The 21,591-nt window shown below is 31.5% G+C and carries 27 protein-coding genes; 24 read left to right on the top strand and 3 right to left on the bottom strand.

The features are described 5' to 3' along the window. Window positions 1-163 precede the first annotated feature (163 nt). From B2741_RS00305 to acs, 4 genes are all read left to right on the top strand, one after another. Entirely contained in the window at window positions 164-2,866 is a 2,703-nt protein-coding gene (locus tag B2741_RS00305; protein WP_291134238.1) for an ATP-binding protein, read from the top strand. Continuing rightward, complete coding sequence (locus B2741_RS00300) at window positions 2,863-3,225, top strand: response regulator transcription factor (RefSeq protein ID WP_291134235.1); 363 nt, start codon at window positions 2,863-2,865, stop codon at window positions 3,223-3,225. The genes B2741_RS00305 and B2741_RS00300 overlap by 4 nt, the downstream gene beginning before the upstream one ends. A 253-nt stretch (window positions 3,226-3,478) precedes the next feature. Next, complete coding sequence (locus B2741_RS00295; protein WP_291134276.1) at window positions 3,479-5,380, top strand: acetate--CoA ligase; 1,902 nt, start codon at window positions 3,479-3,481, stop codon at window positions 5,378-5,380. A gap of 225 nt (window positions 5,381-5,605) precedes the next feature. Further along, window positions 5,606-7,513, top strand: a complete 1,908-nt coding sequence (gene acs, locus B2741_RS00290; RefSeq protein WP_291134233.1) for an acetate--CoA ligase — start codon at window positions 5,606-5,608, stop codon at window positions 7,511-7,513. A 61-nt stretch (window positions 7,514-7,574) separates the two neighbouring features. Here acs and B2741_RS00285 read toward each other — a convergent pair whose 3' ends face one another. After that, window positions 7,575-8,183 carry a 3'-5' exonuclease gene (locus B2741_RS00285; protein ID WP_291134231.1) on the bottom strand — a complete coding sequence of 203 codons (609 nt, stop codon included), beginning with the start codon at window positions 8,181-8,183 and terminating at the stop codon, window positions 7,575-7,577. Window position 8,184: 1 nt separating this feature from the next. Next, on the bottom strand, window positions 8,185-10,104 hold the full coding sequence (locus tag B2741_RS00280) for a DUF294 nucleotidyltransferase-like domain-containing protein (protein WP_291134229.1): 1,920 nt from the start codon (window positions 10,102-10,104) through the stop codon (window positions 8,185-8,187). Between the two features lie 132 nt (window positions 10,105-10,236). On the opposite strand from B2741_RS00280, the gene B2741_RS00275 reads away from it, so the two are divergent. The 20 genes from B2741_RS00275 to B2741_RS00180 all read left to right on the top strand — a co-directional run bounded on the left by B2741_RS00275 (window position 10,237) and on the right by B2741_RS00180 (window position 20,913). Beyond that, the gene (locus B2741_RS00275) at window positions 10,237-11,364 is read left to right on the top strand and encodes a hypothetical protein (RefSeq protein ID WP_291134226.1); all 1,128 of its coding nucleotides are present in this window, start codon (window positions 10,237-10,239) and stop codon (window positions 11,362-11,364) included. Then, window positions 11,358-11,558 (top strand): hypothetical protein, encoded by a 201-nt coding sequence (locus B2741_RS00270; protein WP_291134223.1) that lies wholly within the window; start codon window positions 11,358-11,360, stop codon window positions 11,556-11,558. Before B2741_RS00275 ends, B2741_RS00270 begins: the two co-directional genes overlap by 7 nt. A 45-nt stretch (window positions 11,559-11,603) precedes the next feature. Then, window positions 11,604-11,783 (top strand): hypothetical protein, encoded by a 180-nt coding sequence (locus tag B2741_RS00265; protein WP_291134221.1) that lies wholly within the window; start codon window positions 11,604-11,606, stop codon window positions 11,781-11,783. A 52-nt stretch (window positions 11,784-11,835) separates the two neighbouring features. Then, window positions 11,836-12,003: a hypothetical protein gene (locus B2741_RS00260; protein WP_291134218.1), complete on the top strand. Its 168-nt coding sequence runs from the start codon at window positions 11,836-11,838 to the stop codon at window positions 12,001-12,003. Window positions 12,004-12,113: 110 nt separating this feature from the next. Further along, the gene (locus tag B2741_RS00255; RefSeq protein ID WP_291134215.1) at window positions 12,114-12,869 is read left to right on the top strand and encodes a hypothetical protein; all 756 of its coding nucleotides are present in this window, start codon (window positions 12,114-12,116) and stop codon (window positions 12,867-12,869) included. Window positions 12,870-12,883: 14 nt separating this feature from the next. Further along, window positions 12,884-13,336, top strand: a complete 453-nt coding sequence (locus B2741_RS00250) for a hypothetical protein (protein WP_291108232.1) — start codon at window positions 12,884-12,886, stop codon at window positions 13,334-13,336. Continuing rightward, window positions 13,336-13,539 carry a hypothetical protein gene (locus B2741_RS00245; protein WP_291108231.1) on the top strand — a complete coding sequence of 68 codons (204 nt, stop codon included), beginning with the start codon at window positions 13,336-13,338 and terminating at the stop codon, window positions 13,537-13,539. Before B2741_RS00250 ends, B2741_RS00245 begins: the two co-directional genes overlap by 1 nt. Further along, entirely contained in the window at window positions 13,539-13,754 is a 216-nt protein-coding gene (locus B2741_RS00240; RefSeq protein ID WP_291134213.1) for a hypothetical protein, read from the top strand. Before B2741_RS00245 ends, B2741_RS00240 begins: the two co-directional genes overlap by 1 nt. Window positions 13,755-13,800: 46 nt before the next feature. Beyond that, window positions 13,801-13,944: a hypothetical protein gene (locus B2741_RS00235; protein WP_291108226.1), complete on the top strand. Its 144-nt coding sequence runs from the start codon at window positions 13,801-13,803 to the stop codon at window positions 13,942-13,944. Continuing rightward, entirely contained in the window at window positions 13,934-14,515 is a 582-nt protein-coding gene (locus tag B2741_RS00230; RefSeq protein ID WP_291108224.1) for a hypothetical protein, read from the top strand. The genes B2741_RS00235 and B2741_RS00230 overlap by 11 nt, the downstream gene beginning before the upstream one ends. Window positions 14,516-14,517: 2 nt before the next feature. Further along, on the top strand, window positions 14,518-14,622 hold the full coding sequence (locus B2741_RS00225) for an LPXTG cell wall anchor domain-containing protein (protein WP_291108222.1): 105 nt from the start codon (window positions 14,518-14,520) through the stop codon (window positions 14,620-14,622). Beyond that, a complete protein-coding gene (locus B2741_RS00220; protein WP_291134211.1) occupies window positions 14,622-15,143 on the top strand; it encodes a hypothetical protein in 522 nt (173 codons plus the stop codon). The genes B2741_RS00225 and B2741_RS00220 overlap by 1 nt, the downstream gene beginning before the upstream one ends. Window positions 15,144-15,147: 4 nt before the next feature. Next, window positions 15,148-15,525: a hypothetical protein gene (locus B2741_RS00215; protein ID WP_291134209.1), complete on the top strand. Its 378-nt coding sequence runs from the start codon at window positions 15,148-15,150 to the stop codon at window positions 15,523-15,525. Between the two features lie 320 nt (window positions 15,526-15,845). After that, window positions 15,846-16,271 (top strand): hypothetical protein, encoded by a 426-nt coding sequence (locus B2741_RS00210; RefSeq protein ID WP_291108219.1) that lies wholly within the window; start codon window positions 15,846-15,848, stop codon window positions 16,269-16,271. Between the two features lie 225 nt (window positions 16,272-16,496). Then, window positions 16,497-16,865, top strand: coding sequence for a hypothetical protein (locus B2741_RS00205; protein WP_291134205.1), 369 nt, complete (start codon window positions 16,497-16,499; stop codon window positions 16,863-16,865). Window positions 16,866-16,983: 118 nt separating this feature from the next. Continuing rightward, window positions 16,984-17,592 (top strand): YqaA family protein, encoded by a 609-nt coding sequence (locus B2741_RS00200; RefSeq protein WP_291134203.1) that lies wholly within the window; start codon window positions 16,984-16,986, stop codon window positions 17,590-17,592. Then, window positions 17,589-17,873 carry a DUF3817 domain-containing protein gene (locus B2741_RS00195; RefSeq protein WP_291134200.1) on the top strand — a complete coding sequence of 95 codons (285 nt, stop codon included), beginning with the start codon at window positions 17,589-17,591 and terminating at the stop codon, window positions 17,871-17,873. The genes B2741_RS00200 and B2741_RS00195 overlap by 4 nt, the downstream gene beginning before the upstream one ends. A gap of 3 nt (window positions 17,874-17,876) precedes the next feature. Then, window positions 17,877-19,118, top strand: coding sequence for a mechanosensitive ion channel family protein (locus B2741_RS00190; RefSeq protein ID WP_291134198.1), 1,242 nt, complete (start codon window positions 17,877-17,879; stop codon window positions 19,116-19,118). Between the two features lie 80 nt (window positions 19,119-19,198). Beyond that, the gene (locus B2741_RS00185; protein ID WP_291134195.1) at window positions 19,199-20,437 is read left to right on the top strand and encodes an OmpA family protein; all 1,239 of its coding nucleotides are present in this window, start codon (window positions 19,199-19,201) and stop codon (window positions 20,435-20,437) included. Between the two features lie 89 nt (window positions 20,438-20,526). Next, entirely contained in the window at window positions 20,527-20,913 is a 387-nt protein-coding gene (locus tag B2741_RS00180; protein WP_291134192.1) for a glyoxalase, read from the top strand. On the opposite strand, the gene B2741_RS00175 is transcribed toward B2741_RS00180, so the two are convergent. Continuing rightward, on the bottom strand, window positions 20,910-21,575 hold the full coding sequence (locus tag B2741_RS00175; RefSeq protein ID WP_291134190.1) for a DUF2461 domain-containing protein: 666 nt from the start codon (window positions 21,573-21,575) through the stop codon (window positions 20,910-20,912). The genes B2741_RS00180 and B2741_RS00175 overlap by 4 nt on opposite strands. Window positions 21,576-21,591 lie beyond the last annotated feature (16 nt).

Here is a 21,591-nt window from a genome sequence, read left to right as displayed (position 1 = left end):
TTAGTAGTTTTATCATTTCTATTGCTTTTGGCTCTCAACTTGCCAATAGTATTATTATTTGATAGTTCCGAAAGTTTTTTAGGATTTCCTATCATTTATATTTATGTCTTTTCGGCTTGGTTATTTTCGATTTTAATGTCTTGGATTGTAGTACAACGTTATTATGAATAGTGCAGTTCTTTTACTTATTTTATTAGGCTATTTGGGTATTCTTTTTTTTATAGCACATTGGGCAGAAAAAAAAGAAAATGTCAAATGGACTAATAATTCATACATCTATTCTTTATCATTAGCCGTGTATTGTACTGCTTGGACGTATTATGGAAGTATAGGTGTTGCAGCGAATTCTGGTTTAGGATATTTGCCTATTTACATCGGACCAATAATCATTATACCGGCTTGGATTATTATTTTGAATAAAATCATTCGCATTTCTCGTGTGAATAAAATTTCAAGTATTGCCGATTTTATTTCGCTTCGTTACGGTAATAGTCGTTTTTTAGGAGCTATTGTAACTGTTGTTTGCTTGGCAGGAGTTTTACCCTATATTGCATTGCAACTAAAAGCAATTTCGGAAACGTTTCATATTGTAACTCAAACAAATACAAGTTCTTACATTTTTGATGATACCACAACTTATGTTGCGATTGCTTTAGCACTTTTTGCATCTTATTACGGAACGCGTTATGTAGACGCATCCGAAAAAAGAAAAGGGATTGTTACCGCTGTTGCCCTAGAAAGCGTACTAAAATTAGTCTTTTTTATCATTATTGGAGTTTATGTAACCTACTTTGTTTTCGATGGTTACGATGATATATATGCAAAAGCTTCTCTTTTAGAGAATTTTAAAGAGAAAAATACCATTGGCGGATTAGAACAAGGTCTAAATTGGTTTTTTCTAAGTATGGTTTCACTTTTTGCAATCTTTTTGTTACCAAGACAATTTCAAATGTCAGTGGTTGAAAACAATAGAGAACGTCACATAAAAACTGCTATTTGGTTGTTTCCTTTGTACTTATTGCTTTTTAATATTTTTGTTTATCCAATTGCTTGGGGCGGAAATGTCTTATTTGAAGGAACTGACGCTAATGCCGACACGTATTCGTTACTAATCCCTCAATATTTCAATAATACCACATTAACTGTTTTAGTGTTTTTAGGCGGATTTTCGGCAGCCATTTCCATGATTGTAGTTTCGAGCATAAGTTTATCTACCATGTTGAGTAACAACTTATTAATTCCATATACTTTTTTAGGAAAATTACGTAGTGAGGAACAAGTTATCAATAACAAAAAAATTGTCAATATTCGTAAAATAGGAATTTTTTCATTAATTATTGTTGCCTATTTTATTTACAGATTCTTCGCATTAGATTACAGTTTGGTTTCCATCGGATTAATTTCGTTTGTAATTATTGCCCAATTAGCACCAGCATTTTTCGGAGCAATTTTCTGGCGCAGAGGTTCAAGAATGGGAGCTATTTATGGAATTTTAATTGGATTTCTAATCTGTATTTATACCTTATTATTGCCATATGCTATTGGACTAACCAACAACGAAAGTTCTTTTATTTCGGAAGGTTTTATGAAAATTGGCTTATTAAAACCCTTCCAACTTTTTGGTTTGGATTATTTGCAACCTGTGCCACATGCTTTGTTTTGGAGTATGTTGTTTAATTCATTAACTTATTTTGCGGTTTCTGTGAGCTTTAAAGGAAATTACCGCGAACGCAATTATGCCGAAATGTACGTTGACATCGAAAAATATAGCACCAATCATGAAAATGCATTCGTTTGGAAAGGAACCGCTTATACTAGTGATATTGAAAAAGTTTTAGTTCGGTTTTTAGGTGAAGAACGAACCAAACGGGCTTTAAATATTTTCAACGTAAAATATAATGTGGATAAAAATCAAGAGCTTGCAGATGCTCGGTTAGTTAAATTTGCCGAAAATTTATTAACGGGACACATTGGAACAGCTTCGGCTAGAATTTTAATTTCAAGTGTGGTAAAAGAAGAAAAAGTAACGCTTCCTGAAGTACTGAAAATCTTAGAAGAATCCAAAGAAAACATTATAACCAATAAAAAGCTGCTGGAAACTTCTAATGAGTTAAAAGAAATTACTTCGCAACTTCAAAAAGCAAATGAAACCTTGGTTCGAAAAGACATCCAAAAAGACGAATTTTTAGACACTGTTACACACGAACTTCGTACACCAATTACCGCTATTCGTGCTGCAAGCGAAATTTTGCACGATGACGACGAAATTCCGGAAGAGTTAAAAAAACAATTTCTACAAAATATCATTTCCGAATCTGATCGTTTGAATCGTTTGATTGATAAAATTTTAGATTTAGAAAAATTTGAAACAGGGAAACAAACCATTCATCCAAGTCTAAACAACTTAATTGCTACCATTGAACATTCGATTGAACCTTTACAACAATTGATTAAAAACAAGAAAATCAGTATTTATGTAGAAAGTAAAGATACTATTTTTGCATATTATGATGAAGATCGAATCATTCAAGTAGTTACGAATTTGTTGTCAAATGCCATTAAATTTTGCCCCGAAAGTGAAGGTTTAATAACGATTCAAGTAAAAAAGAAGGATAATTTTGTAATAACTTCTGTTCAAGATAACGGAAAAGGCATTAATCCTAACGATTTTGAAGTTATATTTGACAAATTTTATCAAGCTTCCAATCAGAATTTCAAAAAACCCGTTGGTAGCGGATTAGGATTGGCAATTTGCAAACAAATTATAGAACATCACAAAGGTAAAATTTGGGTAGAACCAAGTATAAAAGGCGCATGTATTTCTTTTACTTTACCGATAAAAAATATTGAAAATACAGATTTATGAAGAAGATTTTAATTGTAGACGACGAACCAAACATTGTAATGACGCTTGAATATACCTTCAAAAAAAGCAATTACGAAGTATTTATAGCTCGTGACGGGCAAGAAGCATTGGATATTTTAAAAAGTAATTTTCCTGATGTGATTATTTTAGATATCATGATGCCCATGGTAGACGGATTTGCCACTTTAGAACAAATTAGAAAAGACGAAAATCTAAAACACACTAAAGTCTTGTTCTTATCCGCTAAAAACAAAGAAAGTGACATTGAAAAAGGGATGGCTCTTGGTGCCGATGCCTACATGACCAAGCCATTTTCAATTAAGAAAGTGGTAGAGAAAGTGGAGGAGTTGTTTGGGTAAATATTTGAGCGTTACCACAAGGGTCGGGCTTTACGCACTCGCTTTAATTAAAATTCTTAAAAATTTTAATTAAGAGCTCAAACAAAGCTTCAATCCCTAACGCAAATCTGTTTTCAATTAGATATCTGTTATTTTTCTAATTTCTATGTTCTAAATTCTTATTTCTTTATCTATACCTATTTAGCAAGATTAATTCATTTGGCATTATTTTATTCTTTAAATTTACTAAAGAAAAAATAACACAAACCGAATTATTCAAATGAATTATTACGAATTTTATAAAAAAAGTAACGAATCCGCAGTAGATTTCTGGAAAGAGCAATCACAAAACATTGCTTGGTTTTCAAACCCAAAAACTATTTTGTCTAACGATTCGAACGATTATCCATTGTGGTTTGCAGACGGAGAGCTTAATGCATGTTATCTAGCAGTTGATAAACACATAGAAGATGGCTTTGGAGAGCAAGTTGCTATTATTTATGACTCACCCGTTACACAAACTGTAAAAAAGTATACATTTAACGAAGTTAAAACCGAAGTTGCCAAATTAGCTGGCGGTTTACTTTCGCTTGGATTAGAAAAAGGCGATACTGCTGTAATTTATATGCCAATGATTCCACAAGCAGCCTTTGCTATGTTGGCTTGTGCGCGAATAGGAGTAACACATTCGGTAGTTTTTGGAGGTTTTGCACCGCATGAATTAGCTATTCGTATTGATGATTGCGAACCTAAAGCCATTATTACCGCTTCTTCAGGAATTGAAATCGATCGATTAATTGCTTACAAACCTTTAGTTGATGAAGCTATTGAATTAGCCAATCACAAACCAGAAAAGGTAATCGTTTTCAATAGAAAATTAGGGGCAAGAGTACCCTTTAAAAAATACGATGTTGATTATGATGCCTTAGTTTATGGTTCCGAGGAAGCTGAATGCGTTTCTGTGAATTCAACACATCCTTTGTATATTTTATACACTTCAGGTACAACAGGAAAACCAAAAGGAATCGTCAGAGATACAGGAGGTTATGCTACGGCACTTAAATTTTCAATGCAACATATTTACGATGCAAAAGAAGGTGAAGTATTTTGGGCTGCTTCCGATGTGGGTTGGGTTGTAGGACATAGTTATATCGTTTATGGACCATTAATAAATCGAAACACAACCATTCTTTTTGAAGGAAAACCAATTCGTACACCAGATGCAAGTACCTTTTGGCGCGTAATTGCCGAACATAAAGTTAGCGTAATGTTTACCGCACCAACAGCCATCAGAGCTATTAAAAAAGAAGATCCAAATGGCGAATTCATCAAACAATATGATTTATCTTGTTTACGAATTCAATTCTTAGCAGGAGAACGTTGTGATGTAGCAACTTTAGAATGGTATCGCGAACATATTCCAGTTCCAGCAATCGACCATTGGTGGCAAACCGAATCGGGTTGGCCCATGATTGCAAATATGATGGGAGTGGAGTATTTACCTATAAAACCAGGTTCGGCAGGAAAAGCTGTTACGGGTTACGATATCAGAATTTTTGGAGAAAACGGACAAGAATTAGGTCCAAATGAAGAAGGTTATGTGGTGATCAAATTGCCATTACCTCCTGGAACTTTATTGGATTTATGGAAAGATAACGAACGTTTCAAAGCGGGTTATTTGAATAAATTTCCAGGCTACTATTTCTCTGGAGATGGTGGATTTAAAGATGATGAAGATTATATTTTCATTACAGGTAGAGTAGATGATGTCATAAACGTTGCTGGTCACCGCCTTTCAACTGCTGAAATGGAAGAAATTGTAGCTTCACATCACTCCGTTGCAGAATGTGCTGTAATCGGAATTAATGACGAATTAAAAGGTCAAATTCCATTAGCATTGGTTGTTGCAAAATCGGGAGAAGATATTGAACATTTCCAACTGCAACACGAAGTTGTTAAATTAGTAAGAGAACAAATTGGAGCTGTAGCATCGTTACGTGATGTAGTTTTGGTACAACGCTTACCTAAAACCCGTTCAGGTAAAATACTTCGTAAAATGATGCGAAGCATTGCCGATGGTGAAAACTTTCAAGTTCCTTCTACTATCGACGATGAGGCAATTATCGATGAAATCCGAGACGTTTTACAACACGATAAAATTGGGTGTTTTAAGTAAAAGCACGCGGATAATACAGATTCGATAAATCGAAACGCTGATACTTACAGATTTCCTATGTTAACTAAATTTAGTGTAACGCCTACACATTTGTTTATCTTAAATCTATGTGCCTATGTGTTTAATTTTTTGGAATACACTATATATAGTAATTTAGCAAAATAATATGAAATTCAAAAAATAGATTGGTTATATTTACACTATCAATTAAAAATAAACTAAAAAATGAGTTATTATAAAATACACGATTTAGAAAACTACTTTAAAATGTATAAGAAATCGGTACGCGAACCAAGAAAATTTTGGGATCGTATTGCCGATGAAAACTTTACTTGGTACCAAAAATGGGACAAAGTTTTTGAAGTAGATATGCAAGAAGCCAACTTTAAATGGTTTTTAAACGCAAAAGTAAACATCACTAAAAACTGCATCGACAGACATTTAGCAAAAAGAGGTGATAAAACCGCTATTATTTTCGAACCAAACAATCCGGGCGAAGAAGCGCAACATATTACATATAACGAATTATACGTTCGTGTGTCTAAAATGGCAAATGTTTTGCGTGAACAAGGCATTAAAAAAGGCGATAGAGTTTGTATTTATTTGCCAATGATTCCAGAATTAGCGGTAGCCGTTTTAGCTTGTGCTCGAATTGGAGCTATACATTCAGTTGTTTTCGCTGGTTTTTCATCTTCAGCGGTTGCTAGTCGTATTAATGATAGTGAATGCAAAATGGTAATTACTTCTGACGGAAGTTATAGAGGTAATAAATCAATTGATTTGAAAGGAATTGTTGATGAAGCTTTAGAAAAATGTCCTTGTGTTGAGACTGTTTTAGTAGTTAATAGAACCAATACGGAAGTTACCATGAAAGAAGGCAGAGATTTGTGGTTACAACCTTTAATGGATGCTGCTATTGGAAACAATGTCGCTGAAATAATGGATGCAGAAGATCCATTATTTATTTTATACACTTCGGGTTCAACTGGAAAACCAAAAGGAATGGTTCATTCAACCGCTGGTTACATGGTTTACACAGCTTACACCTTTAAAAACGTTTTCAATTATGAAGAAAATGATGTGTATTGGTGTACAGCAGATATTGGTTGGATTACAGGTCACTCTTATATTTTATACGGGCCACTTTTAAACGGTGCTACAACCGTAATTTTTGAAGGTGTTCCATCTTACCCAGATTTTAGTCGTTTTTGGGAAGTAATTGAAAAACATAAAGTTACACAATTTTATACAGCTCCAACAGCCATTCGTGCTTTAGCAAAAGAGAGTTTGGATTATGTTCAAAAATTCCCACTAAGTTCTCTAAAAGTAATTGGTTCTGTAGGTGAGCCAATTAATGAAGAAGCTTGGCACTGGTATAACGACCACGTAGGAGGAAAGCGCTGTCCATTAGTAGACACATGGTGGCAAACTGAAACAGGAGGAATTATGATTTCACCAATTCCGTTTGTAACACCTACAAAACCTACGTATGCTTCATTACCATTGCCAGGAATTCAGCCAGTTTTAATGGATGAATTGCGAAATGAAATTGAAGGAAATCAAGTTACGGGAGCTTTGTGTATTAAATTCCCATGGCCATCCATGGCGAGAACCATTTGGGGTGATCACCAACGTTATAAAGAAACTTATTTCACCGCTTTTCCTGGAAAATATTTCACAGGAGATGGAGCTTTACGCGATGAAGTAGGGTATTATAGAATTACGGGTAGAGTAGATGATGTAATAATTGTTTCTGGACATAATTTAGGAACGGCTCCAATTGAAGATGCCATCAATGAACATCCAGCAGTAGCAGAAAGTGCAATTGTAGGCTTCCCACATGATATCAAAGGAAATGCATTATATGGATTTGTAATTCTGAAAGAAACAGGAGAAAGTCGTGATAAAAATAATCTTGCAAAAGAGATTAATCAACAGATTTCTGACCAAATTGGCCCTATTGCAAAATTAGATAAAATTCAGTTTGTGAGTGGTTTACCAAAAACGCGTTCGGGTAAAATCATGCGCAGAATATTAAGAAAGATTGCTGAAGGAGACTTCTCTAACTTTGGAGACATCTCAACTTTATTAAATCCTGAAATAGTGGAAGAAATTAAAAATGGCAAACTTTAGTTTTTTAGTTTTATTGGTTAAAAACTGCTTCAGCAATGGAGCAGTTTTTTGTTTAATTTGATTAAATCTCTAATTTTCTCTTCAACTTTAAAAATAGTAAACCTGTTATAAACGCATCGCCACTAGCGGTGTGTCGATCTGATTTTTTTATTTTATAAATATCACATAATTCATCTAACGAGCTGTGTTGTTCTTGTGGTAAGTATTTTAATTTCTGATACATAATATCAGTATCCATAGCTTGATTTTGTAATTTTCCAACATCCAAACGATTCAATGCTTGATTAATCATTTCAATATCAAAATCTACATGATGTCCAACTAATGTTGCATCTTTAATAAAATCTAAAAAACGTATTACAGCTTCGGCTTCTACGATTTTTTCTTCTTTTCCTTCTCTTAAAATACCATGAATTGGCACCGATTCTGGTTTGAAAACGTCTTGTTGCAAAAAGACTTCCATAAAATCGCCTACAATAATTTGGTTGTTTTGGATAGCAACTGCACCGATAGATAAAATTCTATCCGATTTATAATCCAATCCTGTGGTTTCGCAATCAAAAACTACATAACGCTTTTCTTTACTTTGATTTTCATTAAAGTAATTTAGGTAAGTTTCCCAAAATTTAGGATAATCTTTTACTATTTTTTTAAACCAATTGAACTTCATATTACGTAAAATAAGTTAATTGGAATCGGTTTTTAATAACTTCTTGAATATCGTTAATTGGTTGGAAATCGTTTTTAAGTTTTACTTTATCTAACTTTGATAACTCACTTAAATTCAAATACCTACCGTCTGATTCGTTTTTCAAACCTTCTTCAGTTCTAAACTTTAATAATTCAGCAAAAGCGTCGCCACAAGCTTCATAAATAGGAGCGTTTTGTGGTTCTAATTCAGCTAATTTTGCATATCTCGAAATGGTATTGGCTGTATTTTTAATTCCTTTGCTCAAGGATAAAATTCGAGCAGCGTCAATCAAAGGCATTAAAGCTCTTCCTTTTAAATCAAAAGTATCTTTGTGTTCACCATCGCTTTCTACTAAAAACTGACGGAAAAACCCTAATGGTGGCGGATTTTTCAATGCATCAGCACCTAAATAGGCAAAAAACAACTGATTTTCATGAGTTTCTTCGTGAATTGTTTTGGTAATAGCATCTACTAAAGTTTCATTTCCGTACACAAAATCGTAATCGAAGAAAATGGTACACATCAGAATCCCTTTTTCTCCAGGAGCTGTAATCCAACCTTTAAATTGGTTTTGCCAATCGCTAACCGATTTACACCAAAGCGGATTGCTAGCCATCATTTCGGCAGGACAATATTCGTAACCAACTTTATTAAGCGTTTTGGTTACTTTTTCAGCTAATTCGATAAAATATTGTTTAACAGTATCGTATTTATCTTCTGGAACATCTTCAAAAACAATAGCATTGTCTTGATCTGTTAGTAAAAGTTGTTCTTTTCTGCCTTGACTTCCAATGTTCATCCAAGCAAACTGGGCTGGAGGAGGAGTTCCTATTTTCTCAATAGCTAATTCGATAGCGCGTTTGGTAATTGCTAAATTAATTTCGCCAACAATAGAACCAATATGATTAATAGGTACATTCTTATCTAACGAATGCTGAATCAAATCAGCTAATTTCTCTCTAACTTCTTTTAAATCAGCTGATTTTTGAGCACGTTTTGATTGTTTTAAAAGCACACCTGGATTGTTTGCCTGAGCCACCACAATATCGTGTTCGGTAATAATTCCAGTAATTTCAGAATCGGTAGAACCATCTTTTGTAACACATAAATGCGATACATTATTCTTTAGCATGATAATTTGAGCTTCAGCAATGGATAAGTTGTCAGCTACAGTAATTACTGGAGAAGACATGATTTTATCAATCGTTACATCTATAGAATAAAGTCCGGTTGCTATTTTAGATCGCAAATCTTTATCAGTAACAATTCCGATTGGTTTTCTATTTTCATGAATAATCATACTACCAATTTTGCTACTCGACATAGTTTGTGCTACAAATTTCACAATATCATTAGGAGAAGCCGTTATCGGATTTGAAGTATATTTTATAGGCTGATAATACTGAATTTCTGAGCTCTGATCATTGTAAATAACGTTTTCAGAAACTAATTTTCCTTTGTTGTTTTTATCATAAGGATTTCTAGTATTGGATGCAAAACTTTCTAATAAGAAGCTTAAAACCTCTGGATTTGCAATTACATAAGGTTTAAATGTTTCTATAGGAATAGCATAAATAATACTTTCTTCACGAGCTTTTGCTGTCATTAAATAATTATTCTTAGCAAAAAATGGACGTAAACCTAAAATATCGCCTTCATCACATTTATCAATTAAAACATCATCTGCATCTGAAGTTACAGATAAACCAACAGCACCAGAAGCCACTACATAAAAAAAAGAATGGGTTGCATCATTAATTTTAAATAGAGTTTGATTTTTTTCTAAGTAAATTACTTGACAAGTTTTAGCAATCTCTAACAAGTTTAGATAGGATAAACTTGAAAAGGGCGGATAATGCTTTAAAAAATCGGTGATGCGTTCGGCAATAGGGTTTTTCATAAACTCTGTTAATTTATTAAACGAAGATACAAAGTTTGTTTGGCTTATAGAAGTAATTGTTTAAATTTTCTATTTTACATAATGTATATTATAGTTCAAACACTTTATCAACTAATTTAAAACCAATTAGTTATGAAGTTTAACCCAATACCCTTAAATGTCGGGTTAATAGATTCTTTAACTATTTATCTACCATTAGATAAAATTCAGGTTATTGATGAGCGTTTAATTTCAGAATATCAAGTTTATTATCCTGAAACTGGCCAAATTATCGAAGATTTAAACCCACCAAAGCCAATTTTAATCAAAGATAATGGCATTAATTTTCGTTTTAATCGTGTCGTATTTCCGCCAAATATAATCAAAAAAGAAACTACAGAACTAATACGTTTAACATTGACCTCAAAAATGTTATTCGGTAGATACTTTGAAGGCATCAACATTGACAATTTACAAATGATTGTCGATTATATCAATACTCGTCAAATCATACGTTTTGACCTTGATACTGCATTAAATTCTATATGTAATGATATTGATATTTGTATAAATTACAACCTTGATTTTGAACCATATAAACAAAGTTTACAATACTTAAAAAAAATGGTTAAAGCTTCAAAACAACATGAAGTTACACTCTATCCACGTAAAGAAACATTCAAAAACGACAAAAATTATGGTATCGAATTCAGTAATAGAGATTCTGCGAAAATTGGCTCTCCCTTTTGTAAATTTTACAACAAAACAGAAGAATTGCTCACTAATTCCGCTGATTTTTATAATAAGTATTTATTCCCTCAATTACGTTACGGTCTATCTATTGACAATATTATTAGAAAAGAAATCACAATAAAAAACAATGCAGTAAAACAAAATTTGCGCAAAAAGAAACTTGTAAATCCTGAAAATCAATTATCAACTTTAAATGATATCCTTTCAATTTCACAAACTGAATTAACTACTATTTGCAACGTTCAGTTAAAATATTATTACGAAAAAAAGCAATTTTCTGTATCTACCGATTTAAGTCCTACAGATAAAATTATTAGTTATTATATGCATAAACTCGTAGAACTTGGTGCAGATAAATTAACGCTTCAGGAACCACTTACTTTATTTGATTGCAAAGTTCAAAAAGCACTCTCTAAAAAGAAGATTTTAAATTTAATAGATATCACTTTTGATACTGAATATTTAACCAAACAATTAGAACAAAATTCAATTACTAACCAATTTATTAAAATGCAAAATTTATGGTAAAATATCTTAAAATTCCAAAAGCACGTTTAAAATTTCTTAAAGCTGAATTAAAATTACTACGTTTAGAGTTTAGGAATAATCCTACAAATTTTAAACCTTGGTCTTACACATTAAAAGTAAATTTATTAGAACTACAAATAAAAAATCTAAAAAATTCTATCGAAATTTCTAAAGGTCTCGGTGGGGGTTACTGATACCCCCACCCCAGTTAAAAAAAACTTTAACCAAAGCACAAAAAAATGAGTACAAAAAAAGCAAAAAAAGACAGGGGTTTAATTGTTAGTCATTCAGCAAAATCCCAAAAAATTACTGATTATGTTTATGTCCTTTCTAATGGCCAAGAACTAATATTCAAAAACAAAGAATTTCCAGTAAAAGAACCACGAATAGAAAACAACGGACAATTACTAATTTTTTAAAACAAATAGAGGGGTTGCACCCCCTCTATTCTAACCTAAAAACTTCCATGTTATGGCAACAATTTCAGAATTTAGAATTTTAACATACAAAGACATTAAGACTTTGTTAGACGTTTCAGACGACAGAACCGCTAAAAAGTACTTACAAGATATTAAAGAAAGTACGGGTGCTCCAAAAGTCCTATTTTGTCATTTTAAAAAGTATTTCAAAATAGCATAAATACTACATATTCTATACAAAAATACTACATATAAGGTACAATTCAATAATTGTGCCTTTTTTCATTTCTCACATTTGCCATATAAATTTTTAATTAAATAAAAAATAGTATGAACATTATTGAAACCACAGGCGTTGCAGATGCTAAAGCGGAATTACAAAAAGGGATTGAAAGTTTAGCTTTCTTTTCTGACAAGACCGTAGACGAAATCGGCGACGAATTGATTAGTATTCAAGTCGAAAGAAACGGCGGTTCTAATCTTGAAATCACACAGGGTTTTGTAAGTTTAAAAAGATTCCTATTAGCTTCAACTTATGGAGATGACGCTATTGGTTCTTTTCCTGCTACAAATCCTGAAAGCTTCAAAACAGTTGCAGTTATTGAATTAACTGAAATGGGAGCATTAGTTATGGGTCCAAATGACAAGTTAAAACTTGCTTTGAAAAATCTTGACCCTATGAAAAAATACATTTTTGACGGTATTGAAAGTCCAGTTACTTCTGATGATGTCTACATGTATGAAGAAAAAAGCATTGCGGACGAACAAACAAACTACGATGTCAATGTAAGAAATTTTGATATTGCTATTATCGATGATGATGCAACTATTACAGAATTAAATTTTACACACGATAACGGAGTAGTAACTAAACATTCAATGCGTGAAATTAGAGCAATTTCACAAGACATTGACCCAGTTGCATACGTTCGTAATGACGGTAAAGTTTTACCAAATTTTGTTGGTTTTATTCAATTACCATTGAAAGGTATTGTAAATATCAACGTGAGAAAAAATGAAGGCAGTGTAGTCAAATTCTTTATGCGTAAAGATGTTGAATTACTTGCTATGGGTTTAATCAAATAATCTTTATTTAAGAAATGGGATTTTTCAAAAAAATTGGCGGTTTCGTAAAGAAAGCAACAAAACAAATCAGTTTTAAAAACTTGGTTAAAGTTGGTGCAGCGTTCGACCCCACAGGTATTGTAAGCGGTATGCAAGCAAGCCATGAAGCACAAAAGCAAGAAAAAGCACAAGCACAAGCAGATGCACAAGCACAAGCAGAATACAATGCTACATTACAACGTGCAAACGTTGGTATCAAGGATATTGCTAACGGTGCATTAGGCGGTGCACTTACAGGTGCTGGAAACGTTCTTGCTGGAACTCCACAAGCTGGTCAAATTGGTTCAACTTTAGTAGATAATACTGCTAACGCTTGGTTGAAAAAAAATTGGTTAAAACTTGTAGGCGGTATTTTAGGTACAGTTACTGTAGTTTTTGTTTTCGTAAAAATGTTAGGTTCAAAAAGACCTACTTACCGCAGAAGATAATGAAAGCAGTAATAGGATTGACTGGCATCGGCTTTGTTGAAGGTGTCAGTCAAGTTCCAACCGACGGGACTCCAATGATTGAGGTCGGTAAATTACTAATTCAATTAGTAATCGGTGTGGTAACATTGTTCAAAATGTTAAAAAAACCAAAAGCACCACAAGAGCAAAAAGAAGTATTATCTAATCAAAACACACAAGAGTAATGGCTGGACAAAGTAGAATTTCAACAGATAAATTTGGTAACCCTTATCAGTTAATTGGCTGTAAAGACAAAAAAGGTACAGGATTTTCAAGCGGTTATGTTGAATTAGGCGGTAAACTTTATAAAGTTGAACCATCACAGGCACAAAAAGACGGAGTTGAATTTTGGGTTAAAATTACATTAGTAAAGAAAAAACCATCTCACTCTTCAATGTAAAATCAAACGCCTATTATTTTAGGCGTTTTAAAACACTTTTATTATTATGAAAGGATTTTTAAACGGATTACGATTTGCGTTGAAATATGGCGCATATTTAACGGTTATTTTCGATATTATCGGTTACTCTATTGAGCAATTTGAAAAAATCGAAAACAAACAAAACAAGGAAGTCAACAATGATAAGTAGTAAATTCACAAAATTACTATCTCAAGCACAAATTGACAAAGTAATAGAAGTTTGTAATGATTTGGATATTAACCCAAACTGGTTACTTGCGGTTATGTACTTTGAAAGTGGTAAAACATTTAGTCCTTCAAAAACTAATAGTATTGGTTCTGTCGGTCTTATTCAATTTACAAGGGATAAAGCTGGTGTAAACTACAAAACTATTAACGGTAAACGTTACTTACTTTCTGATTTGGCAAAAATGTCATTTTCAGAACAAATGAACGTAGTTAAGGAATACTACAGAGAAGTCATAAGAACTACTAAAAAAGTTCCTGAAAGTTTTGTAGATACTTATTTGGTAACATTCTTTCCGCTTGCTGTCGGTAAAGATGATGACTTTATTTTTCAGACTAAAGGTTTAAGCGCGTCACTAATTGCTAAACAAAATCCAATCTTTGCAAAAGACGGTGTAGTAAAAAAGAAATATGTTATTGACATGTTTAAAAAGTGGTACGGTTCAATTTTCTCTGAAATCGATGTAAAAAAAAAAGTTCTAACGCAGTGTCCACATTGCAAAAAATATTTTTAAAAATGAAAGAATTTTGGACAAAACACAAAACTAAAATCATTATTGGTTTAGTTGGTTTAGTTTCTATTACTGGCGCATTTTTCTTGTATAAAAAATACAAAAAATAATGTACAAAAAGAAAATCACAAAAAAAGCCACTACTCCATTCAATTGGAAAAAGTGGCTTTATATTATTATAGGCATTATTTTATTCTTCCCTTTGGCTCGTTTCATTATTCGCCAGTATAATAAATTCAAAGGTTTAGAAACTGAAATAGATGTAGAAAATCAAGAAAACCAAAACAATGTAAATTATATTCAAAATCAAAATCCTGTTATTGCACAGAATAAAGCGGACAAAATTACTACTCGTAAAGATGTTCAAAGTGCAGCTAAACAATTGGCTCATGATTTGGGTACAAAATACAGCGATAAGAATTCTTGGTGGAGCTGGTTAGACCCACGAGGTTGGACAGAGAATGACAAAAAAGTAGCGGATACACTTATTTATCAACGTTACAATTTCAATTATCTAAAACGCCTGTATAACGAAGTTTACACAAACAACAGAGTTTTAACAGATGATTTATTTGCGTTGTTAGATGAAGCCGAACTTAAAAGAGTACAAGCTAAATTAACTTTAAATTAATCATATGAGTAAGCGATTAGTTCAATTAAGCTATGAAACATTAAAGTATTTACCTAAATTAGATTTAACTAAAAATACTTTTAAATTAATGGCGATCAACAGAAACAAAAAAATTGTTTTTGTTGAACTTACTAAATTTGAATTGGTTTATTTAGAAAAACAAGTTTACACTATTCATAGTGCTATTCTTCCAGATGACTTATTTGTATTGGCTATTTTCAACGAAAAAAATCAATTGCATCAAGTTAATGCTGAAAGTTTGTTTTTCACAAATTTAAGTTTAAAAGAAGTGTATTTTTACGGTAAAGAAATGCACGATTTGGATTGGTTGTATGAGGGCGATTTTAGAAAAAAAGATAGTTATTTTTACATAATTCCATAAAATTTAAAAATTTATGTATATTTGTCGATGAAACGGTGTTAGTCGCACCTCTCAAAATAGAGTTCAGATATATGCAAGCCTTTAATTTTATATACAATCCACAATAAAGAACCTATACGAGAAATTGTATAGGTTTTCCTTTTTCTACTCTATCAAGCCTCCAGCGTTAAGCAAAATGATAATTTTGTAGCTGGTTCGTGACAGGCAAAATAAAAAAAAACAGCCGATAGGCGTTCCTTAAATAAATTAAAAATTGTCCTTTTTAATTTATTTCCGCAAAGGAGCCCGGTAGGCGATTGCTAATTTTAATTTAAATTATTATGAAAATTTATTCTTTTATTTTTATTTTTCTAACTTCATTTTCATTTTCGCAAACTTCTGTTAAAAATGAAAAAATTTCTTTTTCAGAATATGACAATTTAAAGTATATTCAGTCATTAGATGAAGACTTTGTTTTTACTGAAAACATTGTTAGATACTATGAGAAAAATAGTTCTACCTCTTATTCTCTTTCAAACTTTACTATTGGTAATAAAACCGTTACTATTATAATTTATCCTACTTCAACAATTGAATATATTATTAATAATAACATTGCTAATATTGAGTACACAACTACAGGAACTTTAAAAATTAACGGTTCAAACAAATTTTTAACTATATCATCATGCAACGTTGAAGATTGTACATACTGGATTTACGTTAATAAAGATGAAGTTTATAAAGCAACTGCAAAAGTAAATTAATAAAAAAAGCGAATAGTTCATCGGTGTTAGTCGCACCTCCCTATTCGCTGTATATAATTCAGATATATGAGTGCAAATATAATACATTTTTCTAACTATACAATTTTACATGTTGTATATTATAGGTCAAATTTAAATTACTTCAAAATTTGTTAAAATACTACTCAAAACGTTTGTGTAAAACTATGAAAAAGTTTAGTTTTGCTAACTATATTATTATGAATCATGGAAAATAGACAAGCCCTTAAATTAATCGAAAAGATTCAGAAAGAATTATTTAAAGATAATTTTGAAGTTTCTGAAATTGTAACAGATTTAAAAAAACTTAGAGAGATTACCTTAGAACTAAATAATCCAGTTGAAACTAAAGCTTTACGTTTAGCCTACGAACATTTAGAAAATAACAATGGATTTTTTATTGGTATTCCAGATGATGAACCAATTGACAGTAAAGATACTGAATTAGAAGTGAAAATTTCAGACGAAAATAATGTAGAAAGTTTCAATTATTTCCTTTCATTATTAACTGATTTAGAAAAGAAAAATAATGTTTTAGACTTAAAAGAATATAACAAAGCGTTTTTAGCTTACTAAGTTCTAAATTCTATTTTACATAATGCAAATCGGTAGATATTTTTTACCGATTTTTTTGTTTTTCTTAACGCTATTATTACAACAAACCAACTAATTTTGTTTAAAATTAAAATTCCCAATGTCTAAAGTAAAAAAATCAAGAGTAAAACTACTACATCAATACTATAAATATACTGGTTTCTATTCTTTCATTTGGCAAGGTGTTAAAGGCGCTATATTGCCAACAGCTATTATTGTTGCTATACTTTTCTATGTTAATTATAAAGTTATTAATCTGAATGAAGCCTTGCTATATATAACGCAAAACTTCAGTGATTTATTCATATTTGGTATATTTCTTGCCTCTGAAAGTGTTTTAGGATTAATTCCACCCGATATTTTTATTGCCTGGACAAAAAATACCGAATCACCACTACTCTACTTATCTATTTTAGCTTTTCTATCCTATTTAGGTGGTGTAATTGCTTATTTTATGGGAATGGCAATCGTGGCAATTCCTTCAATTAATAAGTATTTATATGGAAAAATGTCGAAACACATTATTAATATGCAAAAATGGGGAGGATTTTTAATTGCCGTTGGTGCTTTACTTCCATTGCCTTTTGCTATTGCTTGTTTAGCGGCTGGAATGATTAACTTTTCAAGAAAACATTTCTTTTTGTTTGCTTTACTACGTTTCTTCCGATTCATAATTTATGGATTTGTAATATATTCTGCTTTATCATGATGAAATCATTTAGATCAATTGCTCTTTTAGAAGGAATTTCTACTCTTGCATTATACTTTTTTGCAATGCCAATGAAATATATTGCTGGTGATCCTATTTATGTAAAAAACATAGGAATGGCTCACGGCGTTCTTTTTATGTTGTATATTGCTTTTGCAATTTTGAATAAAAATTCTCAAAAATGGACAATTAAAGAATTTGCCATCATTTGTTTAGCATCTTTATTTCCATTTGCAACTTTTTATATTGACAAAAAATATTTACAACCAAAAGAAGCATAAAACTTGAAAATTTTTAACTGGGCATACGACATATTCAAAAGTCTCAATTTTAGTGATGATGTTTCTTCTTATTTAAATTTGGGAGTAAATATTGTTATTTTAGTTGCTGTATCCTATATTTTAGATTTTATATTCAAAAAGGTATTTATTATTATTCTAGCTATTGTTGCGGCAAAAACTAAATCATCTTTTGATGATTTTTTAGTTGCTAATAAAACCGCAAAGTATTTAGCTCATTTACTGCCGCTTCTTTTTATATATAAAACAGTTCCGGTAATTCTCAAAAAATTCACGTATTGGGAAGATTTTTTTGAAAAAGGAGTGAAAATTTACATCATTATACTTTCACTTTGGATTACACGAAGTATTTTCAATGCGTTGAAAGATTATTTAAAGCAAAAACCAAGATTTAGCGACAAACCAATTGATAGTTACATTCAAGTAATTATGATTGTTTTATGGATTTTTGGAATTACATCCTTTGTATTGATAATGTTTGATACCAATGTAAAAACATTAGTAACCACTTTCGGAGCCATTTCAGCCTTAATTTTCCTAATTTTTAAAGATACAATTCTTGGTTTTGTTGCCAGTATTTCGGTTTCTGTGAATGATATGGTTCGTATTGGCGATTGGATTACAATGGATAAATTTGGTGCCGATGGTGATGTTATTGAAATTAATTTAGCAACTGTTAAAGTTCGAAATTTTGATAATACAACGACTACTATTCCAACCTACAGCTTAATATCGGATAGTTTTAAAAACTGGCGTGGTATGTTAGATTCTGATGGAAGAAGAATTAAACGCTATATTTTGATTAAAGCAAATTCAGTTCGATTCATTCAATCTGAAGAATTAGAAAACTTTAAGAAAATTCAACATTTAACAGCTTATATTGATCATCGACAAGCAGATATTGACAAATATAACACTAACAACGGAATCGATAAATCAGTAATTGTAAATGGAAGAAATCTAACTAATTTAGGTTTGTTTAGAAAATACATTAATCAATACATTCAATCACATCCAGGAATTAATAAAGATATGCATTTAATGGTGCGTCATTTGCAACCCACAGAAAAAGGAATTCCCTTAGAAATTTACTGTTTTTCAAAAGACAAAACTTGGCTAAATTACGAACACATTATGGCAGATATTTTTGACCACATCATGGCTTCAGTTGCACATTTTGATTTAGAAATTTTCGAATCCATTACCAATCAGAAAAATAATAATTAGTTTATTTAAACAAACATATCTTACATAAATTGTAAAATAATCCATAAAAGACTATTTTTACCGCCCAAATAATGATAACAATGAAGAAAATTATTTTTATAGCAACACTATTAGTTGCAATACCAGAAATTAACGCTCAAGAAACTAAAACCACTTCTTCTGAATTTAACAAATGGTCAATCGATGTTAATGCGGGATTTAGCAAACCAACCGCTCCATTTTCAACGAATTATTATTCAAGTAATACCAATTTTATACACGGAGATTTAGGTGTTCGTTATATGATGAATAATAAATTTGGTTTAAAACTAGACTTTGGTTTAGATTCATTTAAAAATGATTCAGAGAGTTTTGAATTTGAAGGCAAATACTACAGAACAAGTATTCAAGGTGTTGTAAACTTAGGTAGAGTTTTAAATTTTGAAGATTGGACTAATACAATAAATCTTCAAGCGCATTCAGGTGTAGGATTTTCATTCATGACGAATGATAATTTTGATGGAAATGATGACATGACTAATTTTATATTAGGATTAACAGCACAATTCAAATTATCTAATAGAGTGGCTTTAAATGCTGACTTCTCTATGATAAACAATGTAAACCAACAATATACTTTTGATGGTATTGAAGAACCAGCTGTTAAAGAAGACAGGGGTTTTAATAGTACTATATATAACGCTAGTATTGGTTTATCTATATATTTAGGTAAACATGGAAAACACGCAGATTGGGATACTTCAAACTCTAAATTAGACGAATTAGAAAGAAGAGTTACTGAATTAGAAACAAAACTTTTAGATACTGATAAAGATGGTGTTGCAGATTATTTAGATGAAGAAAAAAATTCAGCTCAAAATGCAATTGTTGATACAAAAGGAAGAACTATTGACGGAAATAATAATGGTATAGACGACAAAGTTGAAGCTTATGTAGATGGTAAAACTAAAGTTACTCCTACACAAGGTCAATCTATTGAAGACATGATTAATGGTGGTTACATTACGGTTTTATTTGACTTTAATTCTTCTCAACCAACGGCTGATTCATACAGTGCAATCAATTTTGTTACACAATACTTAAAATCAAATCCAAATTCAAGTGTTGAAATCGTTGGATATGCAGATGAAATTGGAAAATCTGAATACAATAAAACACTTTCTGCTTCAAGAGCAAATTTCGTAAAAGATGTAATTACAAAAGCAGGAATTAATGCTTCAAGATTAACCGTTGCAGGTCAAGGAGAAGATGCTTCAGTTGATGCTTCTTCTGCTGATGCAAGAAGATTGGTAAGAAAAGTAATTTTCAAATTGAAGTAATTAACAACTGATTCTTAATAACTTAAAATAACCTTCAAGAAATTGGAGGTTATTTTTTTTAACTTTAATACAAACTAATTCACTTTATTATGAAAACGAAAGACGAATCGCTTTTAGAAATTAGAGGAGCAAGTATTGGCACGATTACTGATCAATCGAGTTCCGAAGAAAAGTTTCAAAATCAGACATTGCGACCTATTTTGAAATTCCAAAATGAATTGTTTATTGAAGTTTTTAGAAATTATGCTGTCAAACAAAAAAGCGTTTATTTCACTCTTTCTCCCGAAAAGAAAGAAAATTATATTGAAAATGCTATCCAGCGCGATATCAAGTTCCGAAATTCATTAAAAGGAATTGTTTTCGGAATGTTTACCGTTTCGGAATACAAAGAATACATTCAAAATTCATCTAACTTAAACAAAAGAATGATGAATTTACTAATTGAACGCTTAAAAAGTCAAATTCAGATTATTTAATAAATCGATTCTCCATTCAAATCGGTGCTTAATACTTCGCTCATATAATCGAAGAAAGGTCGCATGGCTTGAAAAGTAACTAAAACTTCTTCTTGAAAATTAGGAGCCAACACTTCTTTGTCCGAAAAACTTCGAGTGAGTAAATATTGCTTTTTACGAATCAAATCAATCGCTGGATGCGTTTTATCGAAACCTTTTGGAGCTGTTTTTAACTCCTCGCCTTTTAACTCTCCAAAAAACTTCTTGAATGTTTCATCAGCAATAATCGCTCTGATTTCTTCATCATCCATTTCAAATTCTTTACGAATACGATTCAAATCCGCAGCATTTGGTTCCCAAAAACCGCCACCTACAAAACTTCCTCCAGGTTCAATATGCAAATAGTAGCCACCACGAAGCATGGGTTTGTTTCGGGTAAACCCAACGCTGAAATGATTTTTATAAGGTGCTTTATCTTTTGAAAACCGCACATCGCGATAAATTCTAAAAATTTGAATGCGTTCAATACTATCTATTTTTCCCAACTGCTCGCCTAACGATATAAAAAATGTTTTGGCTAGCTTTTGTTCGGTTTCAAAGGCTTTTTTATTAGCCGCAAACCAATCGCGGTCGTTGTTTTCTTTAAGTTTTGTTAAAAATTCTAAGGTTGATTTTTGCAGCATATTTTTTTAGGTTTAA

This window comes from Flavobacterium sp. UBA7663 (assembly GCF_002483315.1).
Classification (GTDB): domain Bacteria; phylum Bacteroidota; class Bacteroidia; order Flavobacteriales; family Flavobacteriaceae; genus Flavobacterium.
The sequence above is the reverse complement of the archived record's forward strand: the minus strand, read 5'-3'. Positions and strand labels throughout refer to the sequence as shown.